Origin of the sequence: Variovorax gracilis (assembly GCF_030317115.1) — a bacterium.
GTDB classification, from domain to species: Bacteria; Pseudomonadota; Gammaproteobacteria; order Burkholderiales; family Burkholderiaceae_C; genus Variovorax; species Variovorax gracilis.
In genome coordinates this window covers 272086-293240 of sequence record NZ_JASZYF010000006.1, presented here as the reverse complement: position 1 = coordinate 293240, position 21155 = coordinate 272086, and the positions used below count along the sequence as shown (strand labels likewise).

At 66.7% G+C, this 21155-nt stretch carries 17 protein-coding genes; 9 read left to right on the top strand and 8 right to left on the bottom strand.

Going from position 1 to position 21155, the window contains the following annotated elements; translation table 11 throughout:
• Nucleotides 1-76: 76 nt before the first annotated feature.
• Entirely contained in the window at nucleotides 77-1009 is a 933-nt protein-coding gene (locus QTH97_RS15000) for a LysR substrate-binding domain-containing protein (RefSeq protein ID WP_286569021.1), read from the bottom strand.
• An 82-nt stretch (nucleotides 1010-1091) separates the two neighbouring features.
• On the opposite strand from QTH97_RS15000, the gene QTH97_RS14995 reads away from it, so the two are divergent.
• From QTH97_RS14995 to QTH97_RS14980, 4 genes are all read left to right on the top strand, one after another.
• On the top strand, nucleotides 1092-1409 hold the full coding sequence (locus QTH97_RS14995) for a DUF2917 domain-containing protein (RefSeq protein ID WP_286569020.1): 318 nt from the start codon (nucleotides 1092-1094) through the stop codon (nucleotides 1407-1409).
• Between the two features lie 125 nt (nucleotides 1410-1534).
• A complete protein-coding gene (locus tag QTH97_RS14990; RefSeq protein WP_286569019.1) occupies nucleotides 1535-2713 on the top strand; it encodes an acetyl-CoA C-acetyltransferase in 1179 nt (392 codons plus the stop codon).
• A 1-nt stretch (nucleotide 2714) separates the two neighbouring features.
• Nucleotides 2715-3512, top strand: coding sequence for an enoyl-CoA hydratase-related protein (locus QTH97_RS14985; protein ID WP_286569018.1), 798 nt, complete (start codon nucleotides 2715-2717; stop codon nucleotides 3510-3512).
• Between the two features lie 2 nt (nucleotides 3513-3514).
• Nucleotides 3515-4678: an acyl-CoA dehydrogenase family protein gene (locus QTH97_RS14980; protein ID WP_286569017.1), complete on the top strand. Its 1164-nt coding sequence runs from the start codon at nucleotides 3515-3517 to the stop codon at nucleotides 4676-4678.
• Between the two features lie 110 nt (nucleotides 4679-4788).
• On the opposite strand, the gene QTH97_RS14975 is transcribed toward QTH97_RS14980, so the two are convergent.
• Complete coding sequence (locus QTH97_RS14975) at nucleotides 4789-5742, bottom strand: hypothetical protein (protein WP_286569015.1); 954 nt, start codon at nucleotides 5740-5742, stop codon at nucleotides 4789-4791.
• A 507-nt stretch (nucleotides 5743-6249) separates the two neighbouring features.
• On the opposite strand from QTH97_RS14975, the gene QTH97_RS14970 reads away from it, so the two are divergent.
• Together QTH97_RS14970 and QTH97_RS14965 are read left to right on the top strand one after the other, a co-directional pair.
• Nucleotides 6250-7506, top strand: coding sequence for a 6-phosphofructokinase (locus tag QTH97_RS14970; protein WP_286569014.1), 1257 nt, complete (start codon nucleotides 6250-6252; stop codon nucleotides 7504-7506).
• The gene (locus QTH97_RS14965) at nucleotides 7506-7727 is read left to right on the top strand and encodes a cysteine-rich CWC family protein (RefSeq protein ID WP_286569013.1); all 222 of its coding nucleotides are present in this window, start codon (nucleotides 7506-7508) and stop codon (nucleotides 7725-7727) included. The genes QTH97_RS14970 and QTH97_RS14965 overlap by 1 nt, the downstream gene beginning before the upstream one ends.
• Here the strand turns inward: QTH97_RS14965 and QTH97_RS14960 are convergent.
• On the bottom strand, nucleotides 7718-9079 hold the full coding sequence (locus QTH97_RS14960; RefSeq protein WP_286569012.1) for a zinc-binding metallopeptidase family protein: 1362 nt from the start codon (nucleotides 9077-9079) through the stop codon (nucleotides 7718-7720). The two genes, QTH97_RS14965 and QTH97_RS14960, sit on opposite strands and share 10 nt — an antisense overlap.
• Before the next feature lie 117 nt (nucleotides 9080-9196).
• On the opposite strand from QTH97_RS14960, the gene QTH97_RS14955 reads away from it, so the two are divergent.
• From QTH97_RS14955 to QTH97_RS14945, 3 genes are all read left to right on the top strand, one after another.
• On the top strand, nucleotides 9197-10669 hold the full coding sequence (locus tag QTH97_RS14955) for a DHA2 family efflux MFS transporter permease subunit (RefSeq protein WP_286569011.1): 1473 nt from the start codon (nucleotides 9197-9199) through the stop codon (nucleotides 10667-10669).
• 156 nt (nucleotides 10670-10825) lie between these two features.
• Nucleotides 10826-11590, top strand: a complete 765-nt coding sequence (locus QTH97_RS14950; RefSeq protein WP_286569010.1) for a class II glutamine amidotransferase — start codon at nucleotides 10826-10828, stop codon at nucleotides 11588-11590.
• A gap of 145 nt (nucleotides 11591-11735) precedes the next feature.
• Nucleotides 11736-13958: a TonB-dependent receptor gene (locus QTH97_RS14945; RefSeq protein ID WP_286569009.1), complete on the top strand. Its 2223-nt coding sequence runs from the start codon at nucleotides 11736-11738 to the stop codon at nucleotides 13956-13958.
• Between the two features lie 36 nt (nucleotides 13959-13994).
• Here the strand turns inward: QTH97_RS14945 and gshB are convergent, their stop codons facing one another.
• From gshB to QTH97_RS14920, 5 genes are all read right to left on the bottom strand, one after another.
• Nucleotides 13995-14945, bottom strand: coding sequence for a glutathione synthase (gene gshB / locus QTH97_RS14940; protein ID WP_286569008.1), 951 nt, complete (start codon nucleotides 14943-14945; stop codon nucleotides 13995-13997).
• Nucleotide 14946: 1 nt separating this feature from the next.
• Nucleotides 14947-16224 (bottom strand): benzoate/H(+) symporter BenE family transporter, encoded by a 1278-nt coding sequence (locus QTH97_RS14935; protein WP_286569007.1) that lies wholly within the window; start codon nucleotides 16222-16224, stop codon nucleotides 14947-14949.
• A 126-nt stretch (nucleotides 16225-16350) separates the two neighbouring features.
• Nucleotides 16351-18219, bottom strand: coding sequence for a potassium transporter Kup (locus tag QTH97_RS14930; protein ID WP_286569006.1), 1869 nt, complete (start codon nucleotides 18217-18219; stop codon nucleotides 16351-16353).
• Nucleotides 18220-18367: 148 nt separating this feature from the next.
• Entirely contained in the window at nucleotides 18368-19663 is a 1296-nt protein-coding gene (gene gshA, locus QTH97_RS14925) for a glutamate--cysteine ligase (protein WP_286569005.1), read from the bottom strand.
• Nucleotides 19664-19853: 190 nt separating this feature from the next.
• Nucleotides 19854-21143, bottom strand: coding sequence for a glutamate-5-semialdehyde dehydrogenase (locus QTH97_RS14920; RefSeq protein WP_286569004.1), 1290 nt, complete (start codon nucleotides 21141-21143; stop codon nucleotides 19854-19856).
• Nucleotides 21144-21155 lie beyond the last annotated feature (12 nt).

Sequence of the window (21155 nt, the reverse complement as noted above, 5' to 3'; positions counted from 1 at the left end):
CGGAATCGGAGCCCAACGGGCCAATACGTTGCCCCGACTGTAATGCCGCGGCTCGAACCCCTCCCCAGGCCCTTCCTCAGCCCCTCTGCGCCGCTTCGGCTTCGGCACGCAGCCAACGCACGAAATCCTGGGCGTCGGCATTGCCTGCCGCGCGGCGCGAGGACTCGATGAAATAGCCCCGCCGCGACGCTGCCCCCTCGCTGAACGGCGCCACCAGCTGCCCCGTCTGCACCAGTTCGCGCAGCAGCGGCAGGCGACCGATCACCACCCCCTGGCCGGCAACCGCAGCGGCGACGGCGTCGGCATACTGCGTGAACCGCATGGTGTTCTTCATGCGCAGATCGGCCAGTCCCATCACTTCGAGCCAGGGTTCCCAATCGGCAGTGGGCGCTTCGGCGTGGTTGGGCATGTCGACCGTGAGCAGGGTCTGCTCCACGAGATCGCCCGGCACATGCAAGGCGGCGGCAATGCGCGGGGCGCACAGCGGCATGACGGATTCCTCGAACAGCGTCGGCCCGGTGCCCCGGCTGATCGGCACGAAGCGCACGGCCACGTCGATGCGGCTGCGCTCCAGGTCCAGGACGTCGAGCGTCGCGGACACGCGCACGTCGACCAGCGGATGGTCGGCGGTGAAACGGGCGAGCCGGGGAATGAGCCACAGCGAGGCAAAGCCCGGCGTGGTGGTGATGGCAACCTGCCGCAGAACCGGCGCGGCCCGGACGCGGGCGGTGGCATCGCGCAAGCGCTCCAGGCTCTCGACAACGGCGCGCTGCAGCACCCGGCCGGCCTCGGTCAGCGCCAGCGCACGATGGCGGCGCTCGAACAGCAGCACGCCGAGACTGGCTTCGAGTTGCTGGATCTGCCGGCTCACCGCGGATTGCGTGAGGAACACCTCGGCGGCGGCCTGCGTGAAGCTCAGCGTGCGCGCCGCCGCCTCGAAGCTGCGCAGCAGCTCCAAAGGAGGCAGTTCCACTGCCGGCGCCGGCGTCTTCGCATTCTCTGGATGCATGCAACGAGTTCCGAATGACCGTATGACACGTACGGATCGGCTCACTATATTCATTCCCATGACGAATGCTAAGGAGCCTGCGATGAACACCCGCCCGCAACGCCTCAGTCTGAGCCTGCCGAAGAAGTCCATCTTCACCCTGCCCGATGCCCATGACGTGGACATCGAGTGCCAGGCCGGCAGTTTGTGGATCACGCTCGACCACGACCCCCGGGACATCGTCCTTGAGCAGGGCGAACGCTTTCGCAGCGACGTGCACCGGCGCGCGCTGGTGGCGGCCCTGGAACCCTCGTGCGTTCGCTTCACCGCCGAGCGCCTCACGGTGGCGGCGGAGCGGGCGCGGCCGGAGCGCGCCACGTCGCCTTGGCGACTGTGGCCCCACGGGATGACCCCGGCTTGACCCCAGCGCCCGGGCGTTGAACCATCGACGCTCGCGGCCATGGATGCACGGGTCTCGCACCGTCGTGGATCGACGGCGCTTCGCCTTTCGCGCCGGGCCCCCCTTACTCGGACGAAGGACATTCCATGGCAGAGGCATATATCGTGGCCACCGCGCGCACCGCCGGTGGCCGCCGCGGCGGCAAGCTCGCGGGCTGGCATCCGGTCGACCTGGCAGCGCAGGTCATCGACGCACTGGTTGAACGAAGCGGCATCGATCCCGCGGCGGTGGAGGACGTGATCCTCGGCTGCGTCAGCCAGGTCGGCGAGCAGGCGACCAACGTTGCGCGCAATGCGGTGCTGGCGTCGAAGCTGCCTGAATCGGTGCCGGGCACTTCCGTCGACCGCCAGTGCGGCTCCTCCCAGCAGGCGCTGCATTTCGCGGCACAGGCGGTGATGTCGGGCACCATGGATGCGGTGATCGCGGCCGGCGTCGAGAGCATGACGCGCGTGCCCATGTTCACGCCCAACGCGCTCCCGGCCAAGGCCGGCCTCGGCATCTACATGAGCCCCGCGATGCAGCGGCGCTACCCGGGCGTGGAGTTCAGCCAGTTCACCGGCGCCGAGATGATCGCCAAGAACTACGGCCTCTCGAAGGACGCGCTCGACCGCTATGCCTTCGAGAGCCACAGGCGCGCCATCGCGGCCAGCCGCGAAGGCGCGTTCAAGGACGAGATCGTGCCGGTGGAGATCCGCCTTGCCGACGGTTCGGCCGGCGGCGAGATGCACACCGTCGATGAAGGCATCCGCTTCGACGCCACGCTCGAAGGCATCGCGGGCGTCAAGCTGATCGCGGAGGGCGGACGTTGCACCGCCGCCACCGCCAGCCAGATCTGCGATGGCGCCAGCGGCGTGCTGGTCGTCAACGAGCGCGGCCTGAAGGCGCTGGGCGTGAAGCCGCTCGCGCGCATCCACCACATGAGCGTGATGGGGCATGACCCGGTGATCATGCTGGAGGCGCCGATTCCGGCGACCGCACGCGCCCTCGCGAAAGCGGGCATGAAGATCGAGGACATCGACCTGTACGAAGTCAACGAGGCCTTTGCGCCGGTGCCGCTGGCCTGGCTGCAGAAGCTGGGCGCCGATCCCGCGCGGCTCAACGTGAACGGCGGCGCCATCGCACTCGGCCATCCGCTGGGCGCCTCGGGGACCAAGCTCATGACCACGCTCGTCAACGCGCTCGGCCAGCGCGGCAAGCGCTACGGCCTGCAGACGATGTGCGAAGGCGGCGGGATGGCCAACGTCACGATCGTGGAGAGGTTGTGACATGACCCCCGTTCTCTACGAACTGAACGACGGCATCGCGACGATCACGCTCAACCTGCCGGCCAAGCTCAACCCGATCGCGCTCGAACTGCAGACGGCTCTGCGCGAGGCATTCGCCCGCGTGCGCCACGACCGCAGCGTGCGCGCCGTGCTGCTCACCGGCGCCGGCAAGGCCTTCTGCGTGGGCGCCGACCTCGGCACGATGCGCGAGCCCGTCGAGGGCAAGACGCTCGGCGACCAGACGGCCGACTGGATGCAGTCGATGAGCAACCCGCTGATCGAGGAATTGCGCGCGCTGCCGGTGCCGGTGGTCTGCGCGGTCAATGGCCCTGCGGCCGGCGCGGGTGTGGGCCTGGCGCTGGCATGCGACATCGTCGTGGCGGCGCGCAGCGCGTATTTCTACCTGCCCTTCCTGCCCAAGCTGGGCATCGTTCCGGACCTCGGCTGCACCTGGTTCATCCCGCGTCGCGTCGGACCGGCACGCGCGATGGGCATGGCGCTGCTCGACGAAAAACTCGGCGCGGAAACGGCGGCGCAGTGGGGGCTGATCTGGGCCTGCATCGACGACAAGTTGCTGCTGCTGGAAGCAACGAACATCGCGCAACGCCTCGCGGAGTTGCCGGTGCATGCGGTGATCGAAGCCCGCAAGGCCCTGGAGCAGTCCGAACGCCACTCGCTGCCGGACCAGCTCCACTACGAGAGCGAGCGCCAGCGCGAACTGATCGAGCAACCGACTTTCGCCGAAGGCGTCATGGCCTTCCTGCAAAAACGCGCACCCGTGTTCCCCAAGCGCTCCTGACCATGATCGAACGCACCCTCTTCACAACTGACCACGAGGCCTTCCGCGACAGCTTCCGCCGCTTCATGGACAAGGAGATCGCTCCCTTCCACGAAGCCTGGGAAGACCAGGGCTACGTCGACCGCCAGGTCTGGAACAAGGCCGGAGAGAACGGCTTTCTCTGCATGGCGCTGCCGGAGGAATACGGTGGCGCGGGCGCGGATTTGCTGTACTCGGTGATCCAGTTCGAGGAACTCTGGGCGCGCGGCTTTACCGGCATCGGCTACGGTCTGCACAGCGAGATCGTGGCGCCCTACATCTTGCGCTACGGCACCGACGAGCAGAAGAAGGACTATCTGCCCAAGCTGGCGAGCGGCGAGATGATCGGCGCCATCGCCATGAGCGAGCCGGCCGCTGGCAGCGACCTGCAGGCCGTGCGCACCACCGCGCTCAAGCAGCCGGATGGCAGCTATCTGATGAACGGCAGCAAGACCTTCATTACCAACGGCTGGCATGCCGATGTGGTGATCGTGGTCGCCAAGACCGACCCGGCCGGCGGCGCCAAGGGCACCAGCCTGTTCCTGGTGGAACGCGGCACGCCCGGCTTCGAGAAAGGCAAGCGCCTGAAGAAGCTCGGCCTGAAGGCGCAGGACACCTCGGAGCTGTTCTTCAACGACGTGCGCCTGCCCGCCGATGCGCTGCTCGGCGGCGCGGCGCAGGAGAACCGCGGCTTCGTCTGCCTGATGGAGCAGTTGCCGTGGGAGCGGCTGCAGATCGCCATCGGCGCGGTGGCGGCTTCGCAGTCGATCATCGACCAGACGGTGGCCTACGTGAAGGACCGCAAGGTCTTCGGCCAGCCCGTGGGCGCCTACCAGAACACGCGTTACACGCTGGCCGAGTTGCAGACCGAGGTGCAGGTGGCGCAGGTCTTCGTCGACAAGTGCATCGAACTGCTGATGCAGGAGAAGCTCGACACCGCGACCGCCAGCATGGCCAAGTACTGGACCACCGACCTGCAATGCAAGGTGATGGACGAGTGCGTGCAGCTGCACGGCGGCTACGGCTTCATGTGGGAGTACCCGGTCACGCGGGCGTACGCCGATGCCCGGGTGCAGCGCATCTACGGCGGGACGAACGAGATCATGAAAGAGGTGATCACGCGGGCGATGGGGCTGCCGGGACGTTGATGCCTTGTCCGGGCGGCCGCTGGTTTCGACACGCATGGCGAGGCCTCGTTGCGCGCTCTGCCTTGTGACTTCCTCGCGTCGAAGACCAGGCCGCCCTCCTCCAGCCTATCCTAGAGGCCGAAGACAGCCATGTCCGATGACTTGATGGCAGAAGCAAGCTTCGGCACGGCGCCGTCGTATAGAGCGAGTGCGTCTTTTCCATAGTGCGTCTCAACATGGTGACGCAACACCTCCTGGCGGGAACCCAAACACGTGTTGTCTCGTGCGCAAGCTTCCACGACGAACGGGTCACCGAAGCCGCAGCCCGATTCACTGGCCTCGCACGCCGCCGCCGTCCACGCGGCAAAGTAGGCGCTCCTCGCAAAAGGCCGGGAGTCAACCTCGCCGTTGAACTTGACAGACGTCGTGTCGTCAGGCGACATGAGCAGCGTTGGCCCTACCCAGTCAAGCAAAAGCGAATCCTTCGTCTGAAAGATGGTCTCGAGTAGCGCCTTGCGATTCGGGTCATCCTTCGTCTTCAACTCCGCCCAGCGCCACTTGAGGTCCACCCACTCACCCTGGGTTCTCGGATCCTTCGCAATTTCTAACCTGCGATTGCCGTCCAACTCGGTCGGCGTAAAGCTCGCGCACCTCGCGGTCATCAACTCCTGGGCCTTTCTCTGGAGATCAGACATCGCGGGCGTCGCGTCGAACTTGACAGTCCGCAGGCTCGTGCAAAGTGAAAGGATGTGCGCGGCATACAGTCCTGCGCTTTTTTCTTTGCTCTGCAAGAGAGACTCAAACAGAACTCGATAGTCTTGGCTCATCTGAAACTGGGTCGCTATGTCCGCGACCGGCGCCTTAGGTTCAGGGGTGCCTGCAGGCTTCTCAGTCCGACTTGCTTCCGCTGCGCGGAGGCCCTGGAGGTACTTCACGGCATTGTTTGGCTCAGCCGCGGCTAGTTCCTTCCGTTGGCTAAGCAAATGGCTCCCTGCGTAGATGGCCGCAATCGCGACAACGACGAAAATTGCCAAATGTGATTTGATTTCATGTGGTTCACCCGCAAGTGTGGTCAGGTTGAACACGGCCGCTTCCGTACTTTAGCGTCCCGGGAATCGGCGCACCGTTCAAGGCGGACGAGAAGTAGGGGTCCGTTACGAACCACTGTTCTTTGCCGCCGTCGGCGTATTCGATTTGGTGGACGCCGCCTTGGAAAGGGCTGTTGTTGGGCCGATGAGGTTGGTCTGAAAGTCCGCGGGCGAGTCATAGCTCAAACGCTCTCGCTCTCGCTCGCGCACGGGGTGGTGGTCGCTGACACCAGAGATTGCCGCGATCGGCAAGAGCCATCGCAGCTCGCAGGTTCTCTCGCCGGCTGTAGGCGGCGCGCAGCGCCGAACATCAAGCCCAGGCGGACCCCCGACATCCCGAGCGGAGGGCTGCTCCGCGGGGAACAGGCGCGGGCCTTACTCTGGGGATCAGACATCGCGCCGCTTGTCTGCAAGCGACTCCCAACTCGCTCTGAGCGTGACAGTGCGACGGACGAGCGCTGAGAACCGATTTGTTTGTGGCTTGCAGCTGCGGGACAATGCCGCATGCCCATCCTCAACGCCTTCTACGCCCAGTCTGGCGGCGTGACCTCCGTGATCAACGCCTCGGCTTGCGGCGTGATCGAGACGGCCCGCCGGCACCCCGACCGCATCGGCAACGTGTACGCCGGCCGCAACGGCATCATCGGCGCGCTGACCGAGGAGCTGATCGACACCGGCCGCGAGTCGCCCGAGGCGATCGCGGCCCTGCGCTCCACGCCCTCGGGTGCCTTCGGATCGTGCCGCTACAAGCTCAAGTCGCTCGAGAAGAACCGGCGCGAGTACGAGCGCCTGATCGAGGTCTTCAAGGCGCACGGCATCGGCTATTTCTTCTACAACGGCGGCGGCGATTCGGCGGACACCTGCTTCAAGGTGAGCCAGCTCTCGCAATCGATGGGCTATCCGCTGCAGGCCATCCACGTGCCGAAGACCATCGACAACGACCTGCCGCTGACCGACTGCTGCCCGGGCTTCGGCTCGGTCGCGAAATACGTGGCGGTGTCGACGCTCGAAGCCTCGCTGGACGTGCGCTCGATGGCGGCCACGTCGACCAAGGTGTTCGTGATCGAGGTGATGGGGCGCCATGCGGGCTGGATCGCTGCGGCCGGTGGGCTGGTGGCGGACCACGGCATTCCGGTCGTGATCCTGTTCCCGGAGATCCCTTTCGACCAGCCGGCCTTCCTGGCACGCGTCGATGCGCTCGTGAAGTACCACGGCTATTGCACGGTGGTGGTGTCCGAAGGCTGCCACCACCCGGACGGCACCTTCCTCGCGGAGCAGGGCACCAAGGACGCTTTCGGCCATGCCCAGCTCGGGGGTGCAGCGCCGGTGGTGGCGCAGATGGTCAAGGAGGCCCTGGGCTACAAGTTCCATTGGGCGGTCGCCGACTACCTCCAGCGCTCGGCACGCCACATCGCGTCGGCAACCGACGTTCGCCAGGCCTACGAACTCGGGCAGCGCGCGGTCGAGCTGGCGCTCGAAGGCCGGAATTCGGTGATGCCGACCATCGACCGCACATCCGACGAGCCCTACGCGTACAGCATCGGCACCGCGCCGCTCGATGCGGTGGCGAACGCCGAGAAGTTCATGCCGCGCGACTTCATCTCCGATGACGGCTACGGCATCACCGACAAGTGCCGGCGCTACCTGCTGCCACTGATCCAGGGCGAGGACTACCCGGCCTACCGCGATGGCCTGCCGGTGTATGTCACGCTGCAGAACATCGCGGTCGACAAGAAGCTGCCCGCCTTCGAGGTCGCGTGATGGGCGAACCGGCGTCGACCGACCCGTCGCGCTGCCCCTTGTGCGGCGAGACGAATCGCTGCGCGATGGAGATCGCGCGCGAAACCGGGCAGGCGCAACCGCCTTGCTGGTGCATGGAAGCCGACTTCAGCGCCGATCTGCTCGCGCGGGTGCCCGCCGAGAAGCGCCGCCTCGCCTGCATCTGCGCCCGATGTGCCGCGCGGGCGGTGGTTCAGGACTGAGGCGCCGGCGCCGGGGCCGGGGCCGTATCCGGCAACACCTCCGCGGCCGGCTCGGCGGCCGGCTCGGCAACCGCCTCGGCCACCGGCCCCGGCGGCGCGGCCAGATCGTTGTGCGACACCATCGCCGGCAGCCCGCCACGCGCCCGCTGCTCCGTGATCACCTCGTGGATGAACTGCAGCTTGCCGACCGCCGCGCGCGGCAGCACGAACGGGTAATAGTCCGGCTGGCCCATGCTGCGCGACAGCTCGTTGAGCACGTTGGTGAGTCGCACCCAGCCGTTCAGGAAGTCGAGGAATTTCCCGGCGTTCACGTCCTCGGGCTGCCACAGATCGGCCAGTTCGAAGAGATCGCTCGTGAGCTCGACGTTCTGCGCATCGACGCCGAAACTCATCGCAGTGTCCGCGGTATCGGCCATGTGCAGGTAGTGCGCCCAGGTCTCGGCCCAGTCTTCCCAGGGATGCGAACTGGCGTAGCTCGTCACGAAGCGGTTGGCCCAGTCGGGCGGCGGGCCGTTGTCGTAGTGGTTGCGCAGCGCCGTGGCGTAGTCCGCCCGCTCGTCGCCGAAGAGTTCGCGGAAGCTGTCGATCCACGGCGTGGGAAAGACCAGCAGGTCCCAGTAGTAGTGGCCGATCTCGTGCCGGAAGTGGCCGAGCAGGGTGCGGTAGGGCTCGCGCATCTCGGCGCGGATGCGCTCGCGCACGGCGTCCTCGGCCTCCTCGGCGTTGAGGGTGATCACGCCCATTTCGTGGCCGGTCATCACGTGCGGGCCGCCGGGCATGTGGCTCAGGAAGTCGAAGGCCAGGCCATGGACGGGGTCGCTCACGCGCGTCACGACGGGCAAACCGAGCGCTAGCAGTTGCGAGATCAGGCGCCGCTTCGCCAGTTCGAGGCTGCGCCACAGGTCGCCGTTGCTCTCGATGGACAGGTCCGGAATGGTGCGCGTCACGCTGCATGAGATGCACAAGCCGGGCACGAGGCCGTCGGTGTTGAAGGCGGGATCGTCGCCTTCGCGCGGCGCGGGCACCATCCAGTTGCAGGCTGCCTCGGTCATCAGGTTGGCGCAGCGGCGGTAGGCCTTGCCGTGGGCGTCGCCGAACACGGTGAAGGTGTCCGGTTCGGCCCCTTCGTGCGCAGCCGGCGCGAGCGGCACCACGCCCAGGCTTTCGACGACATAGCCCAGTGGCGTGTGGCAGGCCAGGCACTGGCTGTTGCGCAGGAAGACGGGGCGCCCGCACTGGCACTGGTAGGCGCGACTGACCGTGGGCGCCTGGAGTTCCGCGGCAAGGGTTGGGGCGGATTCGGCTTCGGAGGCGGCGGCAAGGTCTCGGTTGTTGTCGTTCTCGGGTTCCATGGCGGCAATCTCTTGTCAAAGTCGGGACAGCAAAACCCATTGTGGACGCGAGCGGCACGCCGGTGCGGTGCCCAAACGCCCGTATCCTTGTAGGACGGCCCGAGCCGGCTTCGCCCCATGAACAATCCTCCCGCGCAATCCCTGAGCAGTCGTTATGGCGAGCGCTACCGCTGGCTCCTGCTGTTTTCCGTGATGGTGGGCGTGATGGCCTCGATCATGTCCTCGACCATCGTCAACGTCGCGATCCCGGGCATGAGCCATTTCTTCTCGCTCGGGCAGGAGCGGGCGCAATGGGTGAGTTCGGGCTTCATGGTCGCGATGACCGTGTCGATGCTCACGACCCCCTGGCTGCTGTCGCGCTACGGCTACCGGCGCACCTATGTCGGAACGATGGTGCTGCTGCTGGTGGGCGGGGTGATGGGCGGTCTGGCGAACAACTTCTCGCTGGTGCTGATCGCGCGGGTGGCCGAAGGGCTTGCGGCGGGCGTGGTGCAGCCGATCCCGGCCATCATCATCCTGCGCGCCTTCGAGCCGCACGAGCAGGGCCGCGCCAGCGGCATCTTTGGCATGGGCGTGGTGCTGGCGCCGGCCATCGGCCCGAGCATCGGCGGGGTGCTGGTCGACCTGTTCGGCTGGCGTTCGATCTTCTTCATGGTGGTGCCCTTCTGCCTGGCGTCGATCTGGCTGGCCTACAAGTTCGTGCCCACCACGGCGCCCGGCGGCGTGGTGGCTGCCCGCAGCGGCGGGCTGGACTGGCGCGGGCTCGCGCTCGGTACCGTCGGCACGCTGTGCCTTCTGAACGGGCTGGTCGAACTGCGCAGCGATTCGCCCTGGCAGGCCGTCGCGCTGCTGGCCGCCGCAGCCGTCGCCTTCGCCGCCTTCATCGCCTGGCAGAAGCGTCTCGCGGCGGGGGGCGGCTTGCCGCTGATGAACCTGGCGCTTTTCCAGTACCGGCAGTTCGCGATGGGCAGCGTGGTGGCCTTCATCTACGGCACGGCGCTGTTCGGCTCGACCTACCTGCTGCCGGTCTACATGCAGGTCGGACTTCACCTCTCGGCCTCGCACGTCGGCACCATCCTGCTGCCGGCGGGCATCGTACTGGCGCTGACCATCGCGGGCGTCGGGCGGCTGGCCGACAAGCATCCGACGTACCTGCTGGTCAGCATCGGCCTGGGGTTGCTGGCAGCCTCCTTCGCGCTGATGATGGTGCTGCGCATCGACAGCGCCATCTGGCTGCTGGTGGTGTTCGCGGTCGTCGGACGGGTGGGACTGGGCTTCATCCTCCCCTCGCTCAATCTCGGCTCGATGCGGCCGCTGGCCAAGCCGCTGATTCCTCAAGGCGCGAGCGCCATCAATTTCCTGCGCATGCTCGGCGGCGCCGCCGGCGTGAGCCTCTGCGCCATCGTCCTCGAATGGCGCATCGCGGCGCACGGCGACTCGCTCGCCAACGTGACCACCAGCCCCGCCCGCATCGCAGCCTTCGACGAGGTGTTCGCCATGCTGGCGGCCCTGTGCGCCCTGGCCATCTGCGCCGCCTGGCAACTGCGAGAACAAGCCCCCAAGAATCGCCCCACCCCCGCAGTCGATTAACCTGGACCCCACCGTGACCACCACCCCACTCCCCGGCTGCGCAAAGCGCGCCGCCCCCGCAGGCTCCCGCGGATCCGGCTCCGCCGGTCCGCCAGGAGCGCCCCCTGCAAGGGGGTGGAGAGCGACACGCAGTGCGCGAGCCTGGGGGTAATCCAAATGTGCCAGTTGCTGGGAATGAACTGCAACACGCCGACCGACGTGACCTTCAGCTTCACGGGGTTCGCGCAGCGGGGCGGCCGCACCGACCACCACGCCGATGGCTGGGGCATCGCCTTCTTCGAGGATCGCGGCCTGCGGCATTTCGTCGACCACCAGCCGGCTTGCGAATCACCCGTCGCAGAGCTGATCCGGCGCTACCCGATCCAGAGCCGCAACGTCATCGCGCACATCCGCAAGGCGACTCAGGGCGCGATCAACCTCCAGAACTGCCATCCCTTCGTGCGTGAGTTGTGGGGCCGCTACTGGGTGTTCGCGCACAACGGCGACCTGAAGGATTTCCGCCCGCGACTGCATGGCAGCTTCCACCCGGTGGGCAGCACGGACAGCGAGCACGCCTTCTGCTGGATCATGCAGGAGCTGGCCAAGTCCCACGCCGACGTGCCCAGCATCGAAGAACTCACGCTCACCCTGCGCGAGCTGGCGCCGCGCCTGGCGGCCCAGGGCACCTTCAACTTCATGCTGTCGAACGGGCAGGCCCTGTGGGCGCATGCATCGACCCATCTCTGGTACGTCGAGCGCAAGCATCCCTTCGTGACGGCCGAACTGTCCGATGAAGACCTGAGCATCGACTTCGCCCAGCACACCACGCCGAACGACCGGGTCGCGGTGGTGGTGACCGCACCGTTGACGACGAACGAGAGCTGGACGGCTTTCGCACCGCAGGAACTGGCGGTGTTCGTGGACGGGCAGCGCAACGGCTGAGGCCTGCGTCCGCACGGCGCCGCCGGGCGCACGGTTTGGCTTGAAAACAACGCGCTGGCTTCTTTTCCAGCGATTGAGAACCTTCGACTGCAAGCAGACGAAGATAATAACCATTCTCATTCCCGTTCAAAAAAAAGAGCCTCACATGCCCTCAGTCCGCTTCCCCCTTCGTCCGGTCGCCCTCGCCACCACCCTCGCGCTCCAGGCGCTGGTCGCGACGGCGCAAACGACACCTGCCGCACCGGCCGAAGCGGCCGGCGGAACCTTGACCACCGTGACGGTCGAGGCCAGCGCCGACGCCTCAGCCGCCGGCCTGACGAAACCTTTCGCGGGCGGACAGGTGGCGCGCGGCGGCCGCATCGGCATCCTGGGCACGCTCGACAACATGGATTCGCCCTTCAGCGCGACGACCTACACCAACGAGCTGATCCAGAACCAGCAGGCCCGCAGCGTGGGCGACGTGCTGCTGAACGACCCGTCCGTGCGCGTGGCGCGGGGCTTCGGCAACTTCCAGGAAACCTACTTCATCCGCGGCTTCCTGCTGGGTTCCGACAGCATTGCCTACAACGGCATCTACAGCCTTCTGCCGCGCCAGTACATCTCGTCCGAACTCTTCGAACGCGTGGAAGTGCTTCGCGGCCCCAGCGCTTTCCTGAACGGCTCCGCGCCCGGCGGCGACGGCATCGGCGGCTCGGTCAACCTGCTGCCCAAGCGCGCCGGCAACGAGCCCCTCACGCAGATCACGCTGGGCGGCTCCACCGGCTCGCAGTTCTATGGTGCGGCCGACGTCGCGCGCCGCTTCGGACCTGACGACAGCGTCGGCATCCGCGTCAACGCAGCCCGTCGCGACGGCGGCACCGGCATCGACCACGAAAACGTGGAACTCGACGTGGCATCCGTCGGCCTCGACTGGCGCAGCCGCAATGCCCGGCTGTCGGCCGACATCGGCTACCAGGACCATCGCCTGAGCCAGACGCGCACGAACGTCACGCTGGCGAACAGCCTCGTCCTGGTGCCGAAGGCGCCGGATGCCAAGACCAACTGGGCGCAGCCCTGGACCTATTCGAACGAACGCGACACCTTCGGCACCGTGCGGGGCGAGTACGACTTCAGCGACAACGTCACCGGCTGGTTCGCTGCAGGGGCGCGCAGCGGCAGCGAAGCCAATTCGCTCGCCAACATCACGGTGGACAACGCGCTCACCGGCGCCGGCACCACATACCGCTTCGACAACACGGCGGACGAGGACGTGAAGGCCGCGCAGGTGGGTGTGCGCGGCACCGTCAGGACCGGCCCGGTCAAGCACACGCTGGTGGCCGGGTACGACTATTTCAATTCGGAGCGCAAGAACGCCTATCGCTTCGACTTCCTCAACACCCAGGCCACGAACCTCTACAACCCCGTCTACTCGCCACTGCCTGCCTTCGGACCCTTCGCGTTCGGAGGAAACGACCTGGCCAACCCGGCGCTCACGCAGGAGAAGCGGCTGACGAGCTACGTCGTGGGCGACACCATGGGCTTCCTGGACGACACCCTGCTGTTCACGCTGGGCGCACGTCGCCAGACCCTCAGGATCGACAACTTCGCCTACGACACGGGCGTGCGTTCGGGCGGCAATGACGAAAGCCACACCAGCCCCGCCGCGGGCCTCGTCTTCAAGGTCAGCAAGGAAGTGTCTGCCTACGCGAACTACGTCGAGAACCTCGCCCCGGGCGAGACGGCGCCGGCGCAGGTCGGCGGGCTCCCCGTCGTCAACGTCGGCGAAACGCTGCAGCCCTACGTCGCGAAACAGAAGGAAATCGGCGTCAAGTACGAAAGCGCCGGGCTCGGCGCCACGGCCGCCCTGTTCTCGATCGAGAAGCCGCGTGCCTTGCGCAATGCGGCCGGGTTCTTCGTGGCCGAAGGCCAGGACCGCCACCAGGGTCTCGAACTGAACGTCTTCGGCGAGCCGATCAAGGGCTTCCGTGTCCTGGGCGGGGTGACCTTCCTCAATGCCGAACAGCGGAACACCGGCAACATCGCGACCAACGGCAACAAGGTCATCGGCGTGCCGAACCAGCAGGGCACCATCGGGGTGGAATGGGACGTGCCGGGCGTGCCCGGCCTCACGCTCGACGGCCGCGTCATCGCGACCGGCGCCAGCTACGCGGATGACCTGAACACCCTGCGCGTTCCGGGCTGGGGGCGCCTGGACATCGGCGCTCGCTATGTCACGGAAGTGGCGGGCAAGCTGCTGACGGTGCGTGGCCGCATCAACAACGTGGCCGATCGCAACTACTGGGCATCGGTGGGCGGCTATCCGGGGGCCGGCTACCTCGTCCTCGGCAATCCGCTCACCTTCACCCTGACGGCCTCCGTCGAGTTCTGATGACCCCGGCCGCGGCGGGCCCGGCCGGGCCCGTCGTCAAGCCGACTTCAGCAGCGCTTCCAGCGCATCGATGAACATGGCCGGCACGTCGAAGCCGGTCTGTTCGGTGATCTCCTGAAAGCACGTGGGGCTGGTGACGTTGATCTCGGTCAGCGAGCCGCCGATCACGTCCAGCCCGACCAGCAGCAGCCCGCGTGCGCTCAGCACCGGGCCGATCGCCTCGGCGATCTTGCGGTCCTGCTCGGTCAGCGGCTGGGCCACGCCCTTGCCGCCCGCCGCGAGGTTCCCGCGCACCTCCGTGCCTTGCGGGATGCGCGCGAGGCTGTAGGGCACGGGCTGGCCGCCGATCACGAGCACGCGCTTGTCGCCTTCGGAGATCTCCGGCACGAAGCGCTGCACCATGATCGTCTCGGCGCCGTTCTTGTTGAGGGTCTCGACGATCGAGCCGAGGTTCAGCGCATCGGCCTTGACGCGGAAGATGCCCATGCCGCCCATGCCGTCGAGGGGCTTCAGGATGATGTCCTGGTGCTCGGCATGGAAGGCGCGCACGGCGGCCGCGTCGCGCGTCACCAGCGTCGGCGTGGTGAATTCCGCGAACTCCATGATCGCGAGCTTCTCCGGATGGTCGCGAAGGGCCCGCGGCTTGTTCACCACCCGGGCGCCTTCGCGCTCGGCCTGCTCCAGCAGGTGCGTCGCGTAGATGTACTCGGCGTCGAAGGGCGGGTCCTTGCGCATGAGCACGGCGTCGAACTCGCGCAGCGGACGCTCCTCGATCGCATCTTCGCTGAACCACGCATCCGGATCGCCCGTCAGCGTGATCGCTCGCGATTTGGCCGTGACCGGCCGGCCACGCTGCCAGCTCAGATCGCGCGGCTCGCAGGCCGAGAGCGTGTGGCCGCGGCGCTGCGCCTCGCGCATCATCGAGAAGGTGGTGTCCTTGTAGATCTTGAAGTGCTCGAGCGGGTCGGCGACGAAGAGGATGTGCATGTCAGGAGGTCTTTCCCGCGGAAACGTTGGATGGCTTGGAAGGCGCCGCTTCATCAGCGGCCCGGTTGTCGAGCTTGATCTTGCAGGCAGCGGCGATGTCCTTGCCGGCAAAGGGTTTGCGGCCGAGCTGCTGGATGCCCAGCGCGGCGGCGCCCGCCACCACGCCCCAGAAGGCGGAACCGATGCCCACGAGCGTGACGCCCGAGAGCGTGACGAGGAAGGTGATCAGCGCGGCCTCGCGGTGCGATTCATCGCGCACCGCCGCGGCGAGCCCGCTGCCGATGGTGCCCAGCAGCGCCAGGCCTGCGATGGTGGCGACCAGTTCCTTCGGAAAAGCCGTCAGCAGGCCGGTGACCGCCGCGCCGAACAGCCCGATCACCACGTAGATCGCGCCGCAACTCACCGCCGCGGTGTAGCGACGCGCGGGATCTTCGTGCGCCTCGCGGCCCATGCAGATCGCCGCCGTGATCGCGCTGAGGTTGAGCGCGAACGCGCCGAAGGGCGCGAACACCAGCGTGAGCAGCCCGCTGATGGTGATGAGCTTCGACACCGGCAGGTCGTAGCCCGCGGCGCGGATGGCGGCCACGCCCGGCAGGTTCTGCGATGCCATGGTCACCACGAACAGCGGCAGCGCGAGGCTGACGGCCGCTTGCCAGGTGAACACAGGCATCGTGAACACCGGCACCGCCACGCTGAAGTGCACCGCACTCCAGGCGAGTTCGCCGCGTGCCGCCACGAAGACGATGGCGACCAGCAGCGTGAGCGGAACCGCGTAGCGCGGCAGGAGCCGCTTGCCGAGCAGGTAGGTGCCGAGCATCAGCAGCACCAGCGGCAGCGCTGTCTGCGCGGCAACGAAAGCCTGCAGCCCGAAGCGCGCCAGCACGCCGGCCAGCAGCGCCGAGGCCAGGGCCATCGGGATCTTGTTCATCACGCGCTCGAACCAGCCGGTCGCGCCCGCGAGGGTCATCAAGAGCGCGCAGACGATGAAAGCGCCGACCGCCTCGTTCATGCCGTAGCCGGCCCCGGCCACCGCCAGCACCGCCGCGCCGGGTGTGCTCCAGGCGATCATGACGGGCTTGCGCCACCACAGCGAGGGCAGCGCGGACGCCAGCCCCATGCCGAGGCCCAGCGCCCACATCCACGACGAGATCATTTCCGGCGTGGCACCAAAGGCCTGCGCGGCCTGGAACACGATCGCCACCGAACTCGTGAAACCCACGAGCACCGCGACAAAGCCCGCGGTGAAAGCCGAGAGGCTCAGATCCTTGAAAAAACGCATGCCGGCAATTGTGCCCCGGGGGGTATTCGAGCCAGAAACACCGCGGATCCGGCTCCGCCGGCCCGCCGGTGTTGCCCCCGGCAGGGGGTGGAGAGCGACACGAAGTGCGCGAGCCTGGGGGCGAGCCTAGATCTCGATTTTCGAGCCCAGCTCCACGACGGCGTTATTCGGCAGCCCCAGGAAGTCCGCCGCACCACTCGCGTTGTGGTGCATCTGCGCGAAGAGCTTCTCGCGCCACGGCGCCATGCCGCTGCCCAGCGTGGGAATCACCACGTCGCGCGACAGGAAGTAGCTGGTCGCCATCGGCTCCAACTGGCAGCCCCGCAGGCGGGCGTGCTCGAGCGCGCGGGGCAGGTCGACGTCGTTCTTGAAGCCGTAGTGCACGATCACCTGCCAGCAGTGGTGGCCGAGCGGCTCCATCTCGATGCGCTTGTCCATCGGAATCCACGGCACCTCGTGGTTGCGCACGGTGACGAACAGGTTCTGGTCGTGCATCACCTTGTTGTGCTTCAGGTTGTGCAGGAGCGCATTGGGCACGACGCCCGGCTCCGCGGTCATGAAAACGGCGGTTCCGTCGACACGCGCCGGCGGATTCACGAAGACCGAGCCCAGGAAGTCCTTCAGGTCGATCGCCTCGGCGAGTTGCATCTCGCCCATGAGGCGCCGGCCTTCCTTCCAGGTCAGCATCAGCATGAAGATCGAGCCGCCGATGAGAAGCGGGAACCAGCCGCCCTCGAAGAGCTTGAGCAGGTTCGATGCGAAGAACAGGAAGTCGACCACGAAGAAGGCGCCGGTCGCGGCGATGCACAGGGCCAGCGGGTACTTCCACGCGTAGCGGATCACGAAGAAGGTCAGCACGGTCGTGATCAGCATGTCGGTGGTCACGGCAATGCCGTAGGCCGCGGCCAGGTTGCTCGACGAGCGGAACATGACCACCGCCAGCACGATGGCGACGAACAGGCCCCAGTTGACGAAGGGCATGTAGATCTGGCCCGCCGTGCGCACGCTGGTGTGCTCGATGTTCAGGCGCGGCAGGTAGCCGAGCTGGATCACCTGCCGCGTGACGCTGAAGGCGCCCGTGATGAGGGCCTGCGACGCAATCACCGTCGCAGCCGTGGCAAGGAACACCAGCGGCAGCAGCGCCCACTCGGGCGCCATCATGAAGAAGGGGTTCTGCACCGCGAGCGGGTTCTCCAGCAGCAGCGCACCCTGGCCGAAGTAGTTGAGCGTCAGCGCCGGCATCACCACCGAGAACCATGCGACACGGATCGGCCGCTTGCCGAAGTGCCCGAGGTCGGCGTAGAGCGCCTCGGCACCGGTCACGCACAGCACGATGGCGCCCAGGATGATGAAGCTGGTGCCCGGGTTGTCCCACATGAAGCGCAGCGCATAGTGCGGGCTGATCGCCTTCAGGATCTCCGGGTGGGTCAGGATCTGCGACACGCCGAGCAACGCGATCGCCAGGAACCACACCAGCGTGATCGGGCCGAAGAAGCGGCCGATACCCGCAGTACCGCGCTTCTGGACCGCGAACAGGCAGAACAGCACGACCAGCGTGATCGGGATCACGTAGTGCCGGAACTGCGGCGACACCACTTCCAGGCCCTCGACCGCCGACAGCACCGAAATGGCCGGCGTGATGACGCCGTCGCCGTAGAAGAGCGATGTGCCGAAGATTCCGATCAGCAGCAGCACGTGGCGCAGCCGCGGCTTGTCGACCACGGCCTGCGAGGCCAGGGCCAGCATCGCGACCAGGCCGCCTTCGCCTTCGTTGTCGGCCCGAAGCACCAGCACCACGTACTTGAGCGAGACGATCACCGTCAGCGTCCAGAAGAACATCGACAGGATGCCGTAGACGTTCTCGACGGTGAAGGGGACGTGGCCGTGGCCGAACACCTCCTTGACGGAATAGAGCACGCTCGTGCCGATGTCGCCATAGACGACGCCGACGGCCGCGATGATCAACGCGAGGGAGGAGGATTTGGGGGCGGACACGAGGTCGATGCAAAGGGCTGTCGGGCAGGTTCGCCCGGGCGCGTCGCCGGCCTGGATGGCCGTCGCATCACCTCCACCCTCGAATTTGCGTTGCTATGGGGTCGCTATTTTGCCGCTGTCGCGAAGGCTCGCAAGGTGTAGTGCGAAATCATTCATAGACTTCGGCGTCCGGATCCGTCGCCTCGAGCTCGTAGCTGGCCGCCACCATCGCCAGCCGGCCGATCACGCCATACATATAGAACCGGTTCGGGGCGCTGGCCCCGGGCTTCGCCCCCGGCTGCGGTAAGTGGGCACTCTCCGAAAATGCCAGCGGCACAAAGCTCGCGCCCGGCAGGTTGAGGTTCTCGTCGGGGTTGCGCTCGGCGTGCACGCGGTAGAAGCCGCCCACCACGTAGCGGTCCATCATGTAGACCACGGGCTCGGCGACGCCGTTGTGAACGCGTTCGTTGGTGAGCACGCCTTCCTGCACGATCAGGTCGTTCAGGTCCTGGCCATCCTTGGCGGCAGCGGACTTGCTGCGCGATCGCTGGGCGAGCGCCTCGATCTCCTTGGCGTCCCGCACCGTCATGACGCCCATGCCGTGGGCGCTGTTGTCGGCCTTGACGACAACAAAGGCCTTTTCGTTGATGCCGTATTCCTTGTACTTGCGGCGCACCTTGGTGAGCAGCGCGTCCACGTGGCTCGTGAGCACGTCGATGCCCTGGCCGCTTGTGAAGCTGACATCGCCCGCCTTGGCGTACATCGGGTTGATCAGCCAGGGATCGATGCCCAGCAGCTTTCCGAAGCGCTTGGAGACCTCTTCATAGCTGTGGAAGTGGTTGCTCTTGCGGCGCACCGACCAGCCGGCATGCAGCGGCGGCAGCAGGTACTGCTCATGCAGGTCTTCGAGGATGCCGGGCGCTCCGGCCGAAAGGTCGCTGTTGAGCAGGATGGTGCAGGGGTCGAAGTGCTTGAGCCCGAGGCGCCGCTTGCTTCGCACCACCGGCTCCAGGCACACCGTCTCGCCGTTCGGCAACTCGATCTTCTTCGGCGACTTGATCGCCGGATCGATGGACCCCACGCGCACGTTGAGGCCCGCCATGTGGAAGATGCGCACCAGTTGCGCCACGTTGGCAAGGTAGAAGGTATTGCGCGCGTGATTCTCCGGAATCACCAGCAGGTTGCGCGCCTCGGGGCAGATCTTCTCGATCGCCGCCTGCGCGGCCTGCACCGCCAGCGGCAGCATCTCCTGCGTGAGGTTGTTCCAGCCGCCGGGGTAGAGATTGGTGTCGACCGGCGCCAGCTTGAAGCCGGCATTGCGGATGTCCACCGAACTGTAGAAGGGCGGCGTGTGCTCCATCCATTCGAGCCGGAACCAGCGCTCGATGGCCGGCGTGGAATCGAGTATGCGCTGCTCGAGTTCGTTGATGGGGCCGGTCAGGGCGGTGACGAGATGGGGGACCATGCGGCGGCCTTCTTGGATTTGCAGCTTGAGCTAAGAGCGGATTGTAGATTTGGGGCCTGATGCCCCAATGACAAGCTGCAGCAACGCCGCGGATTCAATCTGGAAACACTGCGGAACCGGCTCCGCCGGTCCGCCGTCGTTGCCCCCTGAAAGGGGGCGGGCGGCTACGCAAAGCGAGCAGCCCCGGGGGTCAGCTTCGAGTTTCGCCTTGGCCGAGCACCACGTACTTCAAGGACGTGAGGCCCTCGATGCCCACCGGCCCGCGCGCATGGAACTTGTCCGTGCTGATGCCGATTTCCGCCCCCAGTCCGAACTCGAAACCGTCGGCAAAGCGCGTGCTGGCGTTGACCATCACGCTGGCCGAATCCACTTCGCGCAGGAAGCGCTGCGCATTCATGTGGTCGCGCGTGACGATCGCATCGGTGTGGTGGCTCGAATAGCGGTTGATGTGCGCGATGGCTTCGTCCACCCCCTCGACCACCTTGATGCTGATCACGGCGGCGAGGTATTCCTCCGACCAGTCCGACTCCACGGCATCGACGACCGACTTGGCCGGTGCGTGCAGCCCCTCGCGCAGGATCCTGGCCGCGGCCGGGTCGCAGCGCATTTCCACGCCCTTCGCCGCGAAGATCGCGCCGATTTCCGGCAGGAAGGTCTCGGCGATCGATGCCGCCACCAGCAACCCCTCGGCCGCGTTGCAGGGGCTGTATTTCTGCGTCTTGGCGTTGTCGACGATCTTCAGCGCCATGTCGAGCTCGGCCGTGTCGTCCACGTACACATGGCAATTGCCGTCCAGATGCTTGATCACCGGCACCTTGGCGTCGCGGCTGATGCGCTCGATCAGGCCCTTGCCGCCGCGCGGAATGATCACGTCGACAAATTCCGGCATGGCAATCAGCTGGCCGACGGCCTCGCGGTCGGTGGTCTGCACCAGTTGCACCGCGTCCACCGGCAGGCCCGCCTCGGCGAGCGACTCGGACACCAGTAGCGCGAGCGCCTTGTTCGACTCGATCGCCTCCGAGCCGCCGCGCAGGATCGCCGCGTTGCCGCTCTTGATCGCGAGGCTCGCGGCCTCGATGGTCACGTTGGGCCGGCTCTCGTAGATCATGCCGAAGACGCCGATCGGCACGCGCATCTGGCCGACGCGGATGCCGCTGGGCTGCTGCTTCATCCCGATCACTTCGCCGATCACGTCGGGCATGGCCGCCAGTTGCTCGCAACCCAGGGCGACGGTCTCGATGACCTTCGGCGTGAGCTTGAGCCGATCGACCATCGGCGCGGACAGGCCGGCGCCTTCGGCACGGGCCAGATCCTGGGCATTGGCCTCGCCCAGCGGGCCGCCGACAGCGCGCAGCTTGCGCGCGAGGGCCCGGAGGGCCTTGTTCTTGGTGGCGGCATCGGCGCGCGCCATCTGGACGGAGGCCTGCTTGGCCTGCTCACCGAGCATTCGCACGTACTCGGGGACATTCAACATATTCATCCCCCGGATTGT

Bases quoted from the DNA above. Each gene is read 5' to 3' on its own strand.
- QTH97_RS15000 (WP_286569021.1), bottom strand. From the start codon at position 1,009: ATGCATCCAGAGAATGCGAAGACGCCGGCGCCGGCAGTGGAACTGCCT.
- QTH97_RS14995 (WP_286569020.1), top strand. From the start codon at position 1,092: ATGAACACCCGCCCGCAACGCCTCAGTCTGAGCCTGCCGAAGAAGTCC.
- QTH97_RS14990 (WP_286569019.1), top strand. From the start codon at position 1,535: ATGGCAGAGGCATATATCGTGGCCACCGCGCGCACCGCCGGTGGCCGC.
- QTH97_RS14985 (WP_286569018.1), top strand. From the start codon at position 2,715: ATGACCCCCGTTCTCTACGAACTGAACGACGGCATCGCGACGATCACG.
- QTH97_RS14980 (WP_286569017.1), top strand. From the start codon at position 3,515: ATGATCGAACGCACCCTCTTCACAACTGACCACGAGGCCTTCCGCGAC.
- QTH97_RS14970 (WP_286569014.1), top strand. From the start codon at position 6,250: ATGCCCATCCTCAACGCCTTCTACGCCCAGTCTGGCGGCGTGACCTCC.
- QTH97_RS14965 (WP_286569013.1), top strand. From the start codon at position 7,506: ATGGGCGAACCGGCGTCGACCGACCCGTCGCGCTGCCCCTTGTGCGGC.
- QTH97_RS14960 (WP_286569012.1), bottom strand. From the start codon at position 9,079: ATGGAACCCGAGAACGACAACAACCGAGACCTTGCCGCCGCCTCCGAA.
- QTH97_RS14955 (WP_286569011.1), top strand. From the start codon at position 9,197: ATGAACAATCCTCCCGCGCAATCCCTGAGCAGTCGTTATGGCGAGCGC.
- QTH97_RS14950 (WP_286569010.1), top strand. From the start codon at position 10,826: ATGTGCCAGTTGCTGGGAATGAACTGCAACACGCCGACCGACGTGACC.
- QTH97_RS14945 (WP_286569009.1), top strand. From the start codon at position 11,736: ATGCCCTCAGTCCGCTTCCCCCTTCGTCCGGTCGCCCTCGCCACCACC.
- gshB (WP_286569008.1), bottom strand. From the start codon at position 14,945: ATGCACATCCTCTTCGTCGCCGACCCGCTCGAGCACTTCAAGATCTAC.
- QTH97_RS14935 (WP_286569007.1), bottom strand. From the start codon at position 16,224: ATGCGTTTTTTCAAGGATCTGAGCCTCTCGGCTTTCACCGCGGGCTTT.
- gshA (WP_286569005.1), bottom strand. From the start codon at position 19,663: ATGGTCCCCCATCTCGTCACCGCCCTGACCGGCCCCATCAACGAACTC.
- QTH97_RS14920 (WP_286569004.1), bottom strand. From the start codon at position 21,143: ATGAATATGTTGAATGTCCCCGAGTACGTGCGAATGCTCGGTGAGCAG.